The organism is Streptomyces sparsogenes subsp. cuspidosporus (assembly GCF_039532705.1).
GTDB classification, from domain to species: domain Bacteria; phylum Actinomycetota; class Actinomycetes; order Streptomycetales; family Streptomycetaceae; genus Streptomyces; species Streptomyces sparsogenes.
This window is the reverse complement of the sequence record NZ_BAAASD010000002.1, coordinates 335,648-353,262: the sequence shown is the minus strand read 5'-3', so window position 1 is coordinate 353,262 and position 17,615 is coordinate 335,648. Positions and strand designations below refer to the sequence as shown.

The following is a 17,615-nucleotide window of genomic DNA, read 5'->3' as shown; positions in this document are numbered from 1 at the left end:
AGTTCCGTCGCCGACCGCAGCTCGTCGCCCACCGGGGCCGGGAAGTCCCCGGGGTCCTGGGTGAGCGCGGCGTCGGCGGCGCCCGTCGCCGCCGCGAGGTCCTGCCGCGCCGCCGCGTACTCCGCCCCGGCCGCGGCCTGGGCCTCCCGGTGCTGCCGGCGGGCCACCGAGCGGGCCACCCGGGCGGCCTCGACGGCCTCCCGCAGGTCGGGGAGGTCGCGGCGCAGCTCCCAGTACTTGGCGTCCTCGTCGGCCCATGTCTTGGCCGCGTCCTTGACCTTGTCCCATGCCTTGGCGACGGTCTCGGGGAAGTTGTCGTCGGTGATCAGCCCGAGTTGGCGGGCGACGTCCTCCCGCACCCAGGCCAGCACGTGGGTCTGCGACTCGACGGTCTGCGGGCCCGGCTTGACGCCGCCGAGCGAGCCCAGCAGGTGCTCGCGGACCCAGTTGCTGGACGGCAGGTCCTTGAACTGCCGGTGGACGTCGGCCACGCTCAGCCAGGCGGTGGGGATGGCGAACGCGAACACCCGGCCCGTGTTGGGCTTGACGGTCACCTGGCGGGCCTGATCGCCCGCGATCACCCGGCCGTCGCTGTCGGAGGTGTCGGCGCCGGTGCCGGAGGCGCCCGGGTTCGCCGAGCCGGTGGTGTCCGACTTCAGGGCGGGCGCGGCGCCGAGGACGGTGTTGTGGTCGCCGCCCTGGGAGGCGGTCGCGTTGTCGCTCTGGGTGATCCGGGTGGCGGACTCCATCCGGGCGCCGTCGGCCACCGCCATCAACCGCGCACCGGCGAAGTCGGGCCGGGAGAACACCCGCAGCGTTCCCTCGGAGCGGTCGGCGAGGGCGTTCTCGACCAGGCCGGCGGTCTCGTAGCCCCTGTTGCCCGAGGCGTGTTCGAAGAACGCGGACAGCGCCCCGGAGCCGAGGGAGTCCTCCAGCACCTGCGCGGAGCCGGTCCCCTCGGCGGTCAGCGGGGTGATCCGCGCGGTGCGCAGGACGCGCTCCAGCTCCTCCCCGGTGAGCCGGCCCGAGGTGGTGGCGAGCCGGTTGTCGTACGCCTTGGCCAGCGCGATGGTGCCGGCCGCGAGGATGTTCTCGGCGCCGATGACGTTGCGGACGTGGAAGCCGTTCTTGGGCGGGACGAACGGGCCCTGCGTCCCGTCGGGCAGGGTGATGGCGCGCCAGGAATCGAGAACACCGGTGATATCGCTGCTCTTCTCCAGCGGGGAGTCCTTCCCGGTGAGCACGTTCACCGCGGTCGGCTCGTCGCCGATCTCCGGCGGGGCCAGCGGGTCCGGTCCCTTCGCCGGGGCGGAGTCCCGGGCGGTGTCCGGCCGCATCAGGCTGAGCGGGACGATCTCGCGCTGGATGCCGACGTCACCGCTGTGCTCGATCCGCCGGGTCTCCGGGTGCCTGGGCCCGTCGCCCCGCTTCCGGCCCATCTCCATGGTGATGCGCAGCCGGTAGCGGGTGGCGTACTCGGCGTGCGGTTCGCTGGTGTACGAGGACCACACCCGGCCCCGGACGCGGGTGTCGGTCGCGGAGACGTTCTGCCGGTTGGAGCCGGTCTCGGCCATCGACGGGCCCGCCGTCGGCACATCGGTATCGCCGGTGTGGACGCCCTCGTTGACCTGTGTTCCGGCGTCGCTGCCCCGGCCGCTGGAGAAGCCGTCGCTGTAGGTCTCCACCGCCCACCGGTGGTCCTCCAGCTCGGTGCGCGGCCACAACTGGACGAAACGCGGCTCCCCCACGGGTTCGAGCTGCGCCCGGATGCGTACGTTCCGCCCGCCGATCCGGATCTGCTTCCAGCCGGGGCCGCCGATCCTCGCGGTCACCGCCGAGCCCGTGCCCATCATCTCCCGGCGCAGCGCGCGGGTGACCCGGGCCGAGGTCAGCCGGTGGATGGCCTCCCGGCTCTCGTCGTCGATGGCCAGGTCGTCCAGTTGCCGCTCGAACTCCTCCACCACCTTGGAGGTGTCCACGGAGTCGACCGGGTACGTGGCGAACGGCGCCTTGCGGAACCACCGCGGCTGGAGCCAGTCGCGGCGGGTGTACGTCGGGCCACCGCCGAGGTCGTCGCCCCGGATGAGGCCGAGCCGGTGGGCGGCCCGCTCGGGCAGGTGGCCCAGCCAGCCGCCCTTGACGACCTGCCGCTCCCCGGCCCAGTCACGCAGCCTGCGCACCACCGCGCCCAGCGGCGAGAGCACGCCGGAGGAGCGCATCTCGGCGGCCACCTCGTGCTCGGCGTCGCCGGTGGCGAGCACCTGGTGGCCCTGGTCGACCCGGTTGATGTCCGAGGTGACCGTGCGGGTGATGGTTCCGCTGGCGCCCCGGGTGCGCCACCACGGCCGCCAGACCATGCCGTAGTTGCCGGTGACGGCCGAACCCTGCTGGTGGGAGTGGCCGTAGACGGCGGTCAGACCGGCCGACTGGGTGAAGGACTTGCTCTGCGCCCCCGACATCCTGTTGCTGCCGCCGACCGTCATCTCGGTCTCCATCGGCTGCGGCCGGGTCAGCGCGCGCAGGTTGGTGACCCGCATCCGGTGCACGACGGTGGCCAGCCAGTCGATGTAGGGCCCCTTGCCGAACAGGCCCGTGGTGCGCGATCCGGTCGCGCTCGCGTTCTGGTCGACGTTGGCCGTCAGGAACTGCGGCTGCTCCGGGCGTACGGCGGCGTCGTGCGCGGGGGCGCCGACCCGGGTCAGCTGCCACTTGTTGTGGGACGCCTTGGCCAGGACCCGGTCGACGATTCCCGGGGAGGTCCTGTCGGCCACCACCGAGAGGGTCTGGTGGGGCACCCCCTCGAGCGGCCCGGGTTGCCGGCCGTCCTCGGTGGAGGCGTCGAGCAGCTTCCTGGCCTCGTCGCGGGTCATCGGGGCGCGGGTGACCGGGTTCGGGTCCAGGTACGGGTTGTCGGCGCCCGGCGCGTGCGGGTCGGACTTCGGGGAGTGCTCGGCCGGGATGCTCAGCAGCACCTTGCCCCGGACGGCCGGGACCTCGGCGTTGCCGCCGATGATGTCCCCCCGGTTCTTGGGGCCGCGGACGAAGAAGGAGGTGCCGAGAATGCCGAAGCTGACCAGGCCGCGCAGCAGGCTCCGGGGCCGCCAGTAGCCGCCGGTGCTCACGGTGAGAGACAGATCGTAGGAGTACAGGTTGCCCGGCTTGGTGCTGATCGACATCTGGTCGAACGTGGCGGTCGCGCCGTAGTTGGACTCGTCGCGCGTCTGCCAGCCGGCCTGGTAGCCGAGCTGCCCGGTCAGGGCGTGGCTGGGGAACCCGATGTCGTCGACGGCGGTGTCCCGCACCGACGCCAGCGCCTCGAAGCCGAACTCGGCTCCCTGCACCCCGTACTGGCTCTCGCCCAGGGTCGTGGCGCCGGGCGCGCTGTGGCGCAGGATGGTGTCCGTGGGAGACACATAGGTGCGGTTGGTCAGCTCCGCGTCGATCCAGATGTGGTAGTAACCGCGGGTGAACCGGCCGGGGTTCACCAGGCCGATCCGGATGCCGGTCCGGCTCATCGCCTCCAGGTTGCCGGCCATGCTGTGGTGCGAGAGCGCGTTGATGACGGTCAGCGTGTTGTGCAGCACCATCTGGTAGTGCGCGTGGTTGCGCCACCTCTTGTCGCCCGGGTCGCCGAGCTCCTCGAGTGTGGCGACCATCGTCGGGTACCTGCGGGAGACGGCGGTCAGCACCTGCCGGGTGAACGAGTCGAGCCGGTTGCGCTCGGCGAAGGTGACCTGCGGGCCCGCCTCGGTGGCCGGGCCGGGCTCGATCGCGGGCACGGTGCCGGTCCCGGTGCCGGCCCCGGTGCCGGCCCCGGTCCCGCTGTCGGTTTCGGCGACGGGCGGGGGCGTGGTCCCGGAGGAGGTGTCCTCTCCCTCGGTGGCCGCCACGAACCTGCGGCTGTAGCGGCCGTTGGCGTAGAGGAACTGCACCGGCCGGGCCATGCCGAGGGTCGGCGGGTGGTTCTCGGTGAGGTAGGCGGGGGCGTACGGCTCGGTGGCGCCGAAGGTGTTCTCGTCCTCCATGCCGGCCAGGCGGCGCGCCTCGGTGCGCGTCATCCGGTCCAGGCTCCAGGTGGTGAACGGTGTCGCGTGCGCGTCCCCGGTCTTGCGGATCCAGACGGTCTTCTCGACCCGGTACAGGTCGGTGGTGACGTTCTTGGCCCGGCCGACCGAGCGGACGGCGCCCGAGCCGCCGGTCATCGCCGAGCGGCCCCGGGTGTGCCCGATGCGCGCGCTGGGGCCGAGCTGGATCCGGGGCTTGACCCGGTTCATCCAGTCGGAGATGACGTTCTGGAGGCCGAACGTCGGCAGATTGAACGTGGGCCCGAGGACGAGGGAGAAGTCCTTGGCGATCGCCTTGGTCTGCTTCCGGGTGTTCTGCACCGTCAGGAAGGCCGAATCCCGCAGCTCCGCCTTGTCCGTCTCCGAGGCCAGCACGGCCCGCCCCGGGACCACTCGCTCGATGACGAAAGCGCCCAGCGGGGTGCGTTTCTTGTCGTCGGCGAACAGCGGCTTGCCCGGAACCGAGCCTCGGGCCATTCGCCCGGCGAGCTGGTGGAAGTTCCGGGAGGAGATGAACCGGTCCAGCTCCCGGTAGGCCGAGGAGTCCGGTTCGGCGCCGATCCGGTCCACCGCCCAGTCGCGGATCTGCGCGACGGGCCCGAAGTCCTCGGTGATGACGAGCCGGTAGTCGGACTCGGGCCCCAGCTCCAGCGTCCTCGGGGTCCGGCGGAGCTTGGGGTCCTTGGTCACGGCCTCCGGCAGCCGCGCCCCCAGCCCGTGGCGCACACCGAACGCGAACTCCACGTCCGGGGCCGCCACGGTGGCCGGCTTCGCCCGCCAGCGGGTGCCCAGGATCCCCCGCTTGGCCGGGCGCGGCGTTTCGGCGTCGGTGATGCGCACCTCGACGTACGCGTCGTCCAGGTACGGGTGCGAGGTGTCCCACCCGCGGGTCTCCCCCACGTTCAGGACCTGGTCCTGCATGGAGTAGTTGACCTCGCGGGTGCGGCCCAGCCGGAGGCCGATCCGGCCGAACGCGGAGAAGACCGCCGACTGCGGCCCCAGCGGCACCGTCGGGGCGAGCTGGCGGGTCTGGCCGACCGTCTTCGAACCGCCGACGCTGGCCTGCGCGCGGGACGCGTTGTCGACCTTGATGGGGGAGGTGCCGTCGGTGAACTTGGTCCACTCACCGTAGTTGCGGACCCTGATGTGCATCCTGCGCAGCCGCCCCGACTCCGCGCGGTACACGAACTCGCGGCCCTCCCCGAGGAAGGTCTGCGGGCGCTCGCGCATCGCGCGCTGCATCCGCTGGAAGACGGACTCGTCGATACCGCCGCCGCGCACCCGGTGGCGCCGCGACGGTTCCTCGCCCGAGGCCGTCTCCGCGCCCTCCGCCTCCATCTCGGCGTCGATGTGCTCCACGATCCGCTCCCAGCCGCGGAGGTAGACGTCGCTCTGTCCGAAGGCGATGGGCATGGCGGTGTCGTCGGACTCGTCGCCGGGGAACGCCAGGAAGCCGTCGACGTAGCCCGGCATCCGGCTGTCGTCGGAGAACCTGCTGGGCCGGTGCACCTGCGGCGGCGGCAGCATGTCACTGTCGACGCGCGGCCGGCGGCGCTTCTCCAGCTCCTCGTCGATCTGCCGCCCGGCCGGCCACGGCCGGGGGTTCTGGCCGGGCGGCGGGGTGGGCCCGAGCGTCGAGGGCGGCGACGGCGGGGGCGGGGGCGGTGAGGGCGGCCGGACCTCGGTGAGGGCGGTGGTGAGGTCGGGCAGCGGATCGTCGAGGCCCGGCACCCGGCCGCCGAGGTCGGGCAGCGGGTCGTCCAACCCGGGCACCGGGGCGTCCAGCTCCAGGGTCGGGGCGGGTGCGCGGCGGTCGCCGCGCGAGGAGCCGGGGGCGTCGGCGTCGAGCGGCGGGGGCGGCACCGGCCCCGGCATGCTCACCGGGTCCAGCGCGCGGGGAGCGGACACCCGGATGTCCCCGGCGGTGGGGGTGGCCCCGGTGGCGGGCGAGGGGTGCAGGGAGAACACCGGGTGCGCCGCCCCGCCGGCCGTGTGCTGCCCGACGGGGAACTCGGTGGAGTAGGTCTCCCGGCCGATGCGCTGGGCCAGGTCCTCCGCCAGGCCGGGGGCGAGCCGGTCCAGTTCGGAGACGGCCAGGAAGACGGGGACGGCCTGGTCGAGGGTCAGCAGCTCCGGGTCGCCCGCCACCAGTTCGAGGAACTCCGCGGCCGGCACCCGCCGGGTCACCCCGGCGTACGACACGAAGAGGTGGCTCGGGTCGTTGCGGTCCAGCTCGGCGCGGACCACGTACGGGTGCGGCCGGTCGCTCCCGTCCGCGGTCTTCCCGTGCCATGGCGCGTCCACCGTGCCGCCGGGGGTGTGGAGCTTCGACAGGTCCACGGCGGTGTCCCCCCGCGGCGTGGCCAGCAGATGGCGCCCGGCCGCCGGGCCGCCGGCCGTGACCGGGGGCATGGCCGTGGCGGCGGACAGGGCCTGTTCGGTCTCCAGGTGGTAGGCGCCCACCTGGGCCGGGTCGGCCCCGTCGCGGCCGACCCCGTACGCCGCGGCCGTCAGGTCCCGCGCCTGGTCCCGCCGCGCGTCGTCCACCTCGGACGGGTCCAGGTGCAGCACCTGCGCGGTGTACGCGTCCAGGCCGGCGGCGTCGAGCGCGCCCAGCGCCTCGTGCGCCTGGACCCGCGCCCAGAACATCCGCGAGCGTTCGTCCTCGCCCACCTCGTCCGGGCCGGAGAGCTGGAGGACGTCCGCGATCTCCCGCGTCACGTCCGGGCCGCCCAGCCAGGCGACGGCCCGGTCCACGGCCGGCGGCAGCGTCACGAAGTCGCTCAGTGACCTGCCGGGGCCGCTGCCGAGGGCCTGGGCGAGCACCGCGCGGTAGTCCGCTCGGCTCGGCCCGGCCTGCCCCAGGGAGAGCTTCGCGGCGGCGACCCGCTGGAAGAACTCCAGGGTGAACGGGCCCGCCTGCCGGAAACGCGGATCCTCCCGCCACATCCGCTCCAGCGCAGCCGCCCCGCGCAGCAGTTCCGCGTAGCCGGGGTCCTGCTCGATCCGGACGTCGTCGTCGACCTCGTTCCCGAGCGTCAGCTTCAGCGCCCGCACCAGCTCCAGCGTCCGCTGCCGCTCCTCCTCGGACACCGGGTCGTCCGGACCGCTGTGCAGCCCGATGGCGCGCGCCCGGCGGTCCAACTCGTCGGTCTCCGGCTCCGGGAAGAACTCCGCGTACGACCCCCAGCGCCCCTGCGGGTCGGTCACCAGGCCATGGACGTACTCGCCGTTGTGGAAAAAGACGCCTGAGCTGACGGTCGTGGCGCTCGTCTTGTTCCGCATCTCGTTCGCGTAGTGCTGGCCCTGGGCGACGTTCCTGAGCGGGTTGGGCACGAACGCGCCGGCGTTGCCGTAGCCGCGACGGGACGGGACAGCGCTGTCCTTCGGGGAACCCGCCTGGCACATCACCAGGCCGAGCCAGTCCTCCTTGTCCTTCAGGAGGCCGGTGAAACTCCTGCGCTTCTTGAGCCACTTGGCGCCCGCGTCGCCCCACGCCGTGTGCTTTCCCCCGTCGGCCAGGGCGAAGGACGTGTAGCCCGCCCCGCCGTGAGCGGCGAAGAACGCCTTCAGCTTCCCCCGGGCGGCCGGTTCCAGGGGGAACGTCTTGGAGAGGGTGCCGGTGGCGAAGTTGGCGTGCACGTACTTCGTCACCTGGTCGAGGTGGCGGAAGTCCTCCTCCCGTATAGCCAGATGGTCGGGCGAGTAGGAGGCGCGGCCGATCTGCAGGTCCGTCGCCGCGCTCGCCAGCGGGGAGGACAGCACGTCCTCGTGCCAGTCCTCGTCGCTCCCGTCGTCCGTGTCGTCCGCGCCGTCCGGGTCGGGCAGCATGCCGGGCGGGACGGGGAACCAGGAGCCCACCGGGCGCCCGGAAGCGGTGAAGACCGCGACGGCCAGCCGGCCGTCCGGCGTGGTCATCAGCCGCGCGTCGCCGCTGTGCGCCCATACGGTGCGGCCCGTCCGCTCCGCCAGGAGCCGCGCCAGGTACTGTTCGCCGTCGCCGGCGAACGGCATGGCCAGCACGATGGGCGCGTCCGCGGGGAGGCTCGCCAGCTCCTGGTCCTTCAGGACCTCCGCCACGAACCGCTCGGCGCTCACGGCCCGCGTCGTGCGGTCCAGCGTCGGAATCCTCACCCGGTCGCCGTCCATGGTGGCCGCCAGCAGGTACGGCGTGGGGCCGCCCAGCCACCTGGGGACCTTCGAGTCGAGGATCCGGGGGGTGGCGCCCGGCTGCTCCTCCAGGAGGCCGATGGTGTCCGTGTACAGCTCGCGGTCGGGCAGGCCCGTCCAGTTCAGGCCCGGGGCGCGGGTGCCGCCCGTGGTGAAGCGGTGGGCCGCGTAGCGTTCCGCGTCCTTCTCGGCGCGGTACGCCGCCACCTCCGCCAGGCTGCCCGCCCGGCCGTCCCGCATCGCCGCGTCGGTCACCGCGTACAGGTCCGCGCGAAGTGCGCCGGTGACCGGGGTGGCGTCGGCCAGGCCCAGGACGCGCCTGGCCAGGGCGGCCGGCCGGAACGGACCGTCCCGTAGACCGGGTTCGGCCTGCCGCAGCTCGTCCAGGCGCAGTGCCGTCGCCGAGTGCCGGTCGGCGGTGATGCCGATCGTCACCGAGGCGGGCGCCGGATCCGGTGACGTGGTGCCGTCGGTCGTCACGTGGAGGGTGAGGCCGCCTGCGGACAGGTCCGCTCCGGCCGCGCCGAGCGCGCTCAGCGCCCGGTCGAGGTGGCGCCGGAACACCGCGGCCACCGCGTCGGCCCGCGAGCGGGCGAGCTGCCCGTCCGCTCCGCTGCCGTGTCCGGTGATGCGGATCGGGGTCCCGGCCAGCTTCGCCCGCTTGTTCCGCAGGCCGGTCTCGGCCACCCGGGCCGCCAGCCGCGCGATCTCCGCCTCCTGATCGGCCGACACCTCGGCGGACTGCCCGTCGAACGCCACCGGGGTGGACCGCGGCAGCACGGACGGCCCGGGGGAAGAGGCGGCGGGCGGGGCTACGGGAGCAAACCTGCCGGTCGGCGTCGCCGGGGCCGGTGCGGCGGGCGGATCGCCGACGGGCACGGTGTGCACCTGGTCCGAGTCGATCCGGGCGGCCAGCTCCGCGATCCGGCCCGCGGACAGGCGCGGGCCCGGCGCCGGCGGTGACGCGGACGGGGCCGCCGACGACTGCGCGGGCCGGGCGGCCGACGCCCGCGCCAGGGCGGACCGGAGCGCCGGGGACAGCGCCGGCATCGGCGCCCAGGGCGACGGCATGATCCGGCCGGCGCTGCGGGGCAGCGGGGCCGGCACCGGGCGCGGGGTGTCGACCGGCGGGTTCGGGGCGATGGGTTCGGTCTCGCGGAAGTCCGCGGCCGTGGGGGCCGGGCCGTTCGGAGACGGGATCAGGGCGATCACGGGCGCCTGGGAGCCGGGAGGCGTGATCCGGTCCACGGGCAGGGAGGTCGAGTGGACCGGATGGCCGATCCGCTGGGCGAGCCGTTGCGCCAGGCCGGGGAAGTGCCGGTCGAGCTGCGAGATCTCCAGGAGGACGGCGGTGTTCTGTGGCGTGACGAGCAGGTGACGGTCGCGTGCCAGCAGCTCGACGAACTCGGCCTCCGACACGCTCTCGTCCGAGCCGTTGAGGAACAGCGCGAGGCGACCCGGGTTGTTCCTGTCCACCGAGGCCCGCACCACGTACGGGGCCGGCCGGCCGGGCCCCGCCCACGGCGCGTCCTCGAGACCGCCGGGCGTCCAGACCTTCGACAGGTCCAGGTCCGCGGTCTTCGGCGCGTCCACGAAGTGGCGTCCGGACGCCAGTTGCGGCGGGTCCCCCGGCTTGCCGGGGGTGGACACGGCGGTGGCGTCCGACAGAGCGCCCAGGCTCTCCAGGTAGCCCGCCCTCACCGTGACGACATCGCCCCCGTCGCGCCCGATCGCGTACAGCGCGGCCATCAGCCACCGGGTGGCATCGCGCAGGTCGTCGTCGGGCGTCCCGCCGAAGACCTGGGCGGTGATCCGGTCGATGTCCATGCCGGGAGCGGCCAGGGCCTCGTACATCTTGACCCGGGCCCAGAACACCCGGGACAGCTCGGCGGTTCCCACCTGCTGCGGGTCGTCCAGGGCCAGGGCGGCGGCGGTGGCCGCGGCCGGGTCCACACTGCTCCACCAGGCGGCCGCCTCGTCCAGCGCCCCCGTCAGCCTCGGGGCGAAGGCGGTCAGGGGCGTACCGTCGGGCGCGGCCGCCGCGGCGGTGAGCACCGCGCGGTAGTCGTCGTGGCGGGCCTCGGTCTGCCCCTGGGGGAGCCGGGCGGCGACGATCCGCTGGAGGAGGTCCAGTGTGAACGGGCCCGCGTCGTCGGACCGCGGGTCGTCCCGCCACATCCGGTCCAGCGCGGCGGCCCCGCGCAGCAGTTCCGCGTACTCCGCGTCCTGCTCCACCTGGACGCGGTCGTCGACGTCGTTCCCCAGCGTCAGCTTCAGCGCCCGCACCAGACGCAGCGTCCGCTGCCCGGCCTCCTCGGGCACCTCCCCCGGGCCCGTGTGGTATCCGGCCACGCGGGCGCGGCGGTCCAGCTCGGCGGTGTCGGGCTCGGGGTAGAACGTGACGATCGCGCCGAGCCGCCCCTGCGGGTCGGTGTAGACCGTGATGACGTATTCGCCGTCGTGGAACAGGACGCCGATCGGCCCGAAGGTGGCGCTGACCTTGTGCCGGGTCTCGTTCGCCGTGTGCTGTGCGACGGAGATGTCGGCGAGCGGATCGGGGACGAAGGCGGTGGACAGTGCGTGCAGCGCCCCGGGGAAGACGGTGTCCGGGTTCCCGATGCTTGGAACGGCACGGTCCACGGGAGAGCCGCTCCAGCACGACTCCATGTGGATCCAGTCGTCCTCGTCGAGGTTCTGCACGCTCTTGCGGTGCGCGAGGTACCGGGGCCCCTCGGCGCCGTAGGCGTAGTGGGTCGTGCCGTCCGCGAGCTGGAACGCCATCCAGCCCAACTTGCTGTGTCCGTCCCAGGTGTACCTCCTGCCCAGGTACGGCAGCGGGATCTTCCCGGACACGACCTCGCCCGTGACGCCGTTGACATGGACGTAGTGCGTCATCGTGCCGAAGTGACGCTGATCGTCCTCCGTGCCCAGCCGCACGACCTCATCTTCCGGCAGGCCGGAGCGGCCGGCCTGTCGCTTCGACCGCACGTCCATGATGGTCCGCGTCAGCACCTTGCGGTACCACTCCGGGAGGCCGGGGCCGCGGTCGGGCGCCATACCGGGCGGGCTGGGGATCCAGTCGCCCTGGTGACGGCCGCTCTCGTGGAACACGCCGAGGGACATCAGGCCCTGCTCGCTGCCGGCGAGCACATGGCCGGAGTGTGCCCACACCGTTCTGCCGGTCCGCTCGGCCAGCAGCCTCGGCAGATCAAGCCCCTGGTCGCCGGCGAAGGGGACGGCCAGCACGATGGGGTGGTCCTTCGGCAGGCCCTCCCGCTCCAGGTCGCGCGCGACCAGCTCGATGAACTCCCCGGCGGTCAGGTCGCGGGTCGTGCCGTCCGGCCACGGCACGACGACCTTCTCGTGGGTGCCCTCGGCCGCCACGACATAGGGCCTCGGCCCGCCGAGCCATTCGGCGTCGGGGGTGTCGGCCACCTCGAAGCTGCCGTCCGGCCGCTGCTCGATGATGTCGAACGAGTCGGTCATCACCTCGGCGACCTTCTCGTTGGCCCAGTTGAGGCCCGGGACACGGGTGCCGCCCACCGTCAGGTAGCGGTCCCGGTTCGGGGCGATCACGCCTTGCTGGAAGACGTGGTACGCGCCCAGCGCCGCCAGGCTGGTCGCCCAGCCGTCCGCGGCGGCGTCGGTGATCAGCGCGTGCAGCCGCTCGCGCACGTTCGCGTCCACCGGAGCGTCCGGGGGGAGATGGAGGATGCGGCGGGCGATGACGTCGCCGTCCAGCGGGTCGTTCACCAGGTCCGGGTCGGCGAGGCGGAGTTCGTTCAGCGTCGCGGCCGGGTCGGCCGACTCGATCGTCACCTGACGGCGCGCCGCCGCCACGTCCGCGTCCGGAGTGGTGCCGGTCCGCCCCACGTCCGCACCGCGCCCGCGCCAGACGATGTGGAAGTCGTCCGCCGTGATCCGGCTGTCCACGGGGACGTTCCCCTGGCGGCGTTCCAGCGCGCGGTTCAGGTCATCCGCGAACCGCTCGTACACGGCGGCCGCGCGTCGCAGTGCCTCGGCGTCCGCGTCCTGCGCCGTGCCCTCGCCGTAGCCGAGGATGATCGCGCCGGGCTTGGCGACGCCCCGGCCGTGGTGGTCGAGACCGATCCGGGCCACCTGGTCGGCCAGGTCCCTCAGCGCCGTCCCGGCGTCCTCGGACAGCGTGGCCGACCCCGGAGCGAAGTGCACCCGCGTGAGGGGCACGGGGCCGGGCGCGGCGGCCGGGGGTGTGACCGGGGCGACGTGCACCGGCGGCGGGGTCGCCGGCCGCAGCCCGGGCATCGGCCCCCCGGGCGCCGCCCGGACCACCGAAGCGGGCTGCGGCCGGGACTTGGCGACCGGTACGCCGTCGGGGGCGACGGACGACTCGGTGTCGGAGTCGGGCTCGGTGTCGGAATCGGTGTCGGGCTCGGCGTCGGTGTCGAACTCGGTGTCGAACCCGGTGTCGAACCCGGTGTCGGAATCGGTGTCGGAATCGGCGTCGGTGTCGAACTCGGCGTCGAACTCGGTGTCGGAATCGGCGTCGGGCTCGGCGTCGGCGTCGAACCCGGTGTCGGAATCGGTGTCGGAATCGGCGTCGGCGTCGAACTCGGAATCGAAGAGGCCCGGCACGGTGTCCGGCTCGGAGGTCGTGAACGGCCCCGTCGGCTCGGTCAGTTCGATCGTCGTCTGCCGCAGCACCTCCGGGTCCGCGTCACCGGACGCCGCGCCCTCGCCACGGCTGCGGGCGGTGAACCGGAAGTGCGCCGCGGTGAGCCGGTCGGCCTCCGGCACCCCCCGCTGAAGCCCGGCCAGCACCTCGTCCAAGGAGTCCTCGAACCACGCGAGAACCGTCTCGGCCCGCTCCTGCCCCATCTCCCGCGCCCGCACCGCCGGACCCTCGCCGAAGCCGGTGACCACACCCGACGGCAACGGCCGCCCCGCCCGCCAGTCCGCCAGCGCCGAAGACGCCACCTCACGCGCCAGATCCTCGATGTCCGCCACATCGTCCTCGGACACCATGGTCGACCCCGAATCGAACCGCACCGTGAACGCGCGCCCCGCCGGAGCCGGCACCGCCTCCGACGCCGCCAGGGGAGGCGGGGCCGGCACGGGGCGGGACGTGTTGGTCGGGTTCTGCGGGTCGACCGGCTTCGTGGAGGTCCATTGCACGGCCGCTGAGGACGCACCGGCCTGGGCCGGCGGGTTCAGGGTCAGCACCGGGCGCTGCGCGCCCTGGGGCACCGTCTGGCTCGGGACGGCCGAGGTGGTCCAGATCTCCCGGCCGAACTGCTGGGCCATGTCCCGCGCCAGCCCGGGGAAGTGGCGGTCGAACTCGGCGATGTCCAGCAGTAGCGGAACCGCCAGGTCCCTGCCGAGCAGGGAGCGGTCGCGGTCCAGCAGCTCGGTGAACTGCCGGGGGGTCAGACTCCTGGTGACGGTTCCGAAGGACACGAGCAGGCGGCCCGGGGTCTTCGGGTCCACCGTGGCCCGCACCACATAGGGCGCCGGCCTGGCCGTGTTCGTCCTCGTGTCCTTCCCCGCCCACGGCGCGGCCCGCACCCCGGACGGCGTCCGGATCTTCGACAGATCCGGGAAGGCGTCCTTCGGTCCGGGCCGGTAGTCGCGTCCGGACACCTCGTTCGGGGTGCCGGGCGCGTGCAGGGCCGTCGGATCGGCCACAGCGCCGAGGGTGTCGAGGTGGTACGCGTACAGCACGGCGGGATCGGACCCGTCGAGCCCGATCGCGTACGCCGTGGTCATCAGCTCCCGGGTGAAGTCGCGCCCCGCGTCGTCCACCTGGCCGGCGGAGGGCAGGTCGTACAGCTGGGCGGTCAGCTCGTCGAGGTTCACGGACGTGTCCAGCGCCTCGTACGTCTTGACCCGCGCCCAGAACATCCGGGACCACTCGGCCTCGTAGGGCGTGGTCGAGCCGTCCATACGCAGGGCCTTGACGGCCACCTCGGACAGGTCCACCGTGGCTTTCCACTCGGCCGCCCGGACCACCGACGACGGCAGTGTCACGAAGTCGCTCAGCTTCGTACCGTCGGGGGCGGCGGCCGCCGCCTTCAGTACGTCCCGGTAGTCGGCCTGACGCGCCTGTGTCCGCCCCGCGGGAAGCCGCGCCTCGACGATCCGCCGGAAGAGGTCCAGCGTGAACGGACCCGTGCCGCGGAGCTGCGGCTCCTTCATCCGCATCCGGTCCAGCGCGGCGGCACCGCGCAGCAGCTCCGCGTACTCCGGGTCCTGCCCCACCTGGACGCCGTCGTCGACGTCGTTCCCCAGCGTCAGCTTCAGCGCCCGCACGAGGCGCAGCGTGTGCTCCCGCGCCCAGGCCGGGGGCTGGGGGCCGGTGTAGTACCCGGCCTCGCGCACCCGGCGGTCCAGCTCGGCGGCGTCGGGCTCGGGGTAGAACTGCTGGAACCACTGCCGCCGCCCCTGGCGATCGGTGGCCAGGATCCGGAAGGGCATGTTCTGGTACAGCCCCACCCCGTCCAGGCGGATGAGGGCGTTCGTCTTGTGCCGGGTCTCGTTCGCGACGTGCTGTCCCATGGGGACGTCCGCGAGCGGATCGGGGACGAAGGGGCCGGGGAAGGAACGGCCCAAGGCCCCGAAGCCGGACGGCACGGCGCGGTCCGCGGGCGAACCGGCCCAGCAGATCAGCAGCTCGTTCCAGTCGTCCTCGCCGAGCGCCTGGCTGCTCTTGTGGTGCGCGAGGTACCGGGCCCCCTCGGCGCCGTAAGCACGGTAGACGGTGCCGTCCTCCAGCGGGAACATCAGGTAACCCGGGCCACCGTGCATCACCCAGTGCTGCCGCTTGGCGTCCGGCTTGCCCGGCCGTACCAGGCGAAGCGGCTTCGAGTAGCGGCCGGTGGCCGGATTCCAGTGAGCGGCCGCCCTGATCGAGTCGAGTGCGTCGTGGAGCCTTTCCCGACGCTCACGGACGACCTCGTCGGGGCGCAGCGCCTCACGGCCCGTCCGCTGCCCCGTGATGCGGCTCATGAGGGTCCGGGTGATCACCTTGCGCCACCAGGCCGGGGCGTTCCCTGGCCGGTCCGGCGCCATTCCGGGTGGGCTGGGGATCCAGTCGCCCTGGATCGCGTCGGCCTTGTGGAGGACCCCGATGTGGGGGGCGTCCGCCGTGGCGAGACCGCTGTGCGACCACACCATCCGGCCCGTCCGGTCGGCCAGCAGCCGTGGCAGGTCGAGTCCCCGGTCACCGGCGTGCGGAACGGCCAGCACGATCGGCGCCTCGAGGGGCAGCCCGGACAGCTCCGGATCGTTCGCGATCAGTTCCACGAACTCGTCGACGGTCAGGTCCCGGGTGGTGTCGTCCGGCAACGTCACCCGCACCATGTCGTGCCGGCCCGAGGCCACCACGACGTACGGCGTCGGGCCGCCCTTCCACGGAGCGTCCTTCGTGCCGATCACCTGGAGGGCGCCGTTGCCGTCACTCCGCAGGATCTCGATCGTGTCCGTGTCGTCCAGGTCGAGGACCTTGTCCTTGCCCCAGTTGACGCCCGGCACCCGTGTGCCACCCACCTTGAGGTAGCGGTCCCGGTCCCCGTCGAGCACGCCCTGCTGGTCCATGTGGTACGCGCCCAGGACCCCCAGGCCGGTCCCCCAGCCGTCCCGGCTCGCGTCGACGACCAGGTCGTACAGCTCCTGGCGTACGGCATCGTCCACCGCGGCGCTCGCGGGCAGGTGCAGGAGGCGACGGGCCATCACATCGACGTCCGGCGGGGCGTGCCGGAGGTCGGCGTCGGCCCTCCACGCGGCGTTCAGCACCGTCAGCGGGTCGACGAATTCCAGCGTCACCTGCCGACGCGCGTCCGGGGCGGGGGGCGTGACGGACGGTTCGAGGTCCTGACCGCGGGAGCGCCCGACGATGTCGAAGTCGTCCGCCTGAAGACGACGGGTGCCCTGGGGGACGCCGGTCTGGAGGCGGGTGAGCGCGGTGTCCAGGGCGGCCAGGAACTCGTCGTGCACGGCGCCCGTGCGCTGCTCGCCCTCCTCCAGCGCCTCATCAGCCGCGTCCGGGCCCGTCCCCTCGCCGTACCCGCTGATGGTCACTGCGGGGATCGGCCGGCCCCGGCGCCAGTTGTGCCACGCGGACCTGGCCAGGGCGTCGGCCGCGGACGCGATGGCGGACCCGGCCTGAACGGACAGCTCCGTGGAGCCCGCCGCGAACGGCAGCCGCACGGCCTTCGGCGGCGCGAGGGGGGCGGTGGCACCCGGACCGGCCACCGGCGCGGTGTGCACGGGCAGCGAGAACGAGGACCCTCCGGGCGGCCCCGGCACCGCCGGCCCGGACGACCGCAAGGTCCGCGGCCGCGGACTCGCGGCGTCCGGCACGGGAGCCGCGGACGTCTCCCCCGTGGTGTGATCGCTCACCGGTACCCGCGCCGTGTCGGCGCGGGGAGCCGGGGGGCGCACCGGGGAGGGGGCGAACTCCGGGTTCTGCGGGTCGACGGGGTCCGTGGGGCGCGGCTCCCCGACCACCCAGATCCGCCGGCCGAGGCGCTGGGCCAGGACCCCGGTCAGGCCGGGGGCGTGGGCGACGAGTCCCTGGATGTCCAGCAGGACCGGAGTCGTCAGGTCCTCCGCCCACAGGTCTTCGTCACGGGCCAGCAGCTCGGCGAACTCCTGGGGCGACAGGCTCCTGGTGAGGGGGCGGCCGGTGACGGACTCGAAGGTGACGAGCACCCGGCCCGGGGCGTTCGGGTCGACCGTGGCGTGCACCGAGTACGGAACGGGCTTCTCCTCACCCGTCTTGTACCTCCCGGCCCACGGGGCGTCCACCGGCCCCGACGGGGTCTGGATCTTCGACAGGTCCGGGGCCGTCCCGTTCAGGGACCCCAGGAAGTCCCGTCCGATCACCTCGTCCGGATCGCCGGGCGGGGACAGGGCGGTGGTCTTCGACACCGCGCCGTTCCTGTCGAGGAGGTAGGCGACCATCACGTCCGCGTCGGCTCCGTCGAGCCCGCCGGCGAACGCCCTCGTGACGAGGTCCTGGGTGAACTCGCGCTGCCGGTCGGTCACCTGGGCGGACGGGGGGAGGTCGAACAGGTGGGCCGTGATCCTTTCGAGGTCGGAGCCGCCCCACGCCTCCTCCATCTTGACCCGCGCCCAGAACATCCGGGACAACTCGCGCCTGCCCACGTCGCCGGGGCCGCCCAGGCGCAGGGCCCGGACGGCCGCGTCGACGACGTCCGCGGTGTCGAGCCAGTGTGCCGCGTCGTCCAGCGACGAGGGCAGCGCCACGAACGTGGCCGCCGTCGTACCGGCGGGGGCGGCGGCCGCCCGCTTGAGCACGTTCCGGTAGTCGTCCTGGCGCGCGGGTGTGCCCGCGGGAAGCGTCGCCGCGACGACCCGCTCGAAGAAGTCCAGCGTGACCGG

At 73.7% G+C, this 17,615-nt stretch carries 1 protein-coding gene (cut by both window edges); it reads right to left on the bottom strand.

All 17,615 nt of this window come from inside a single coding sequence — locus tag ABFY07_RS03940, lonely Cys domain-containing protein, on the bottom strand. Of the gene's 42,207 coding nucleotides, 12,405 precede the window and 12,187 follow it; the stretch shown corresponds to coding positions 12,406–30,020 — codons 4,136 (complete) to 10,007 (partial); reading right to left, the first codon wholly in view occupies positions 17,613–17,615. The start codon and the stop codon both lie outside this window.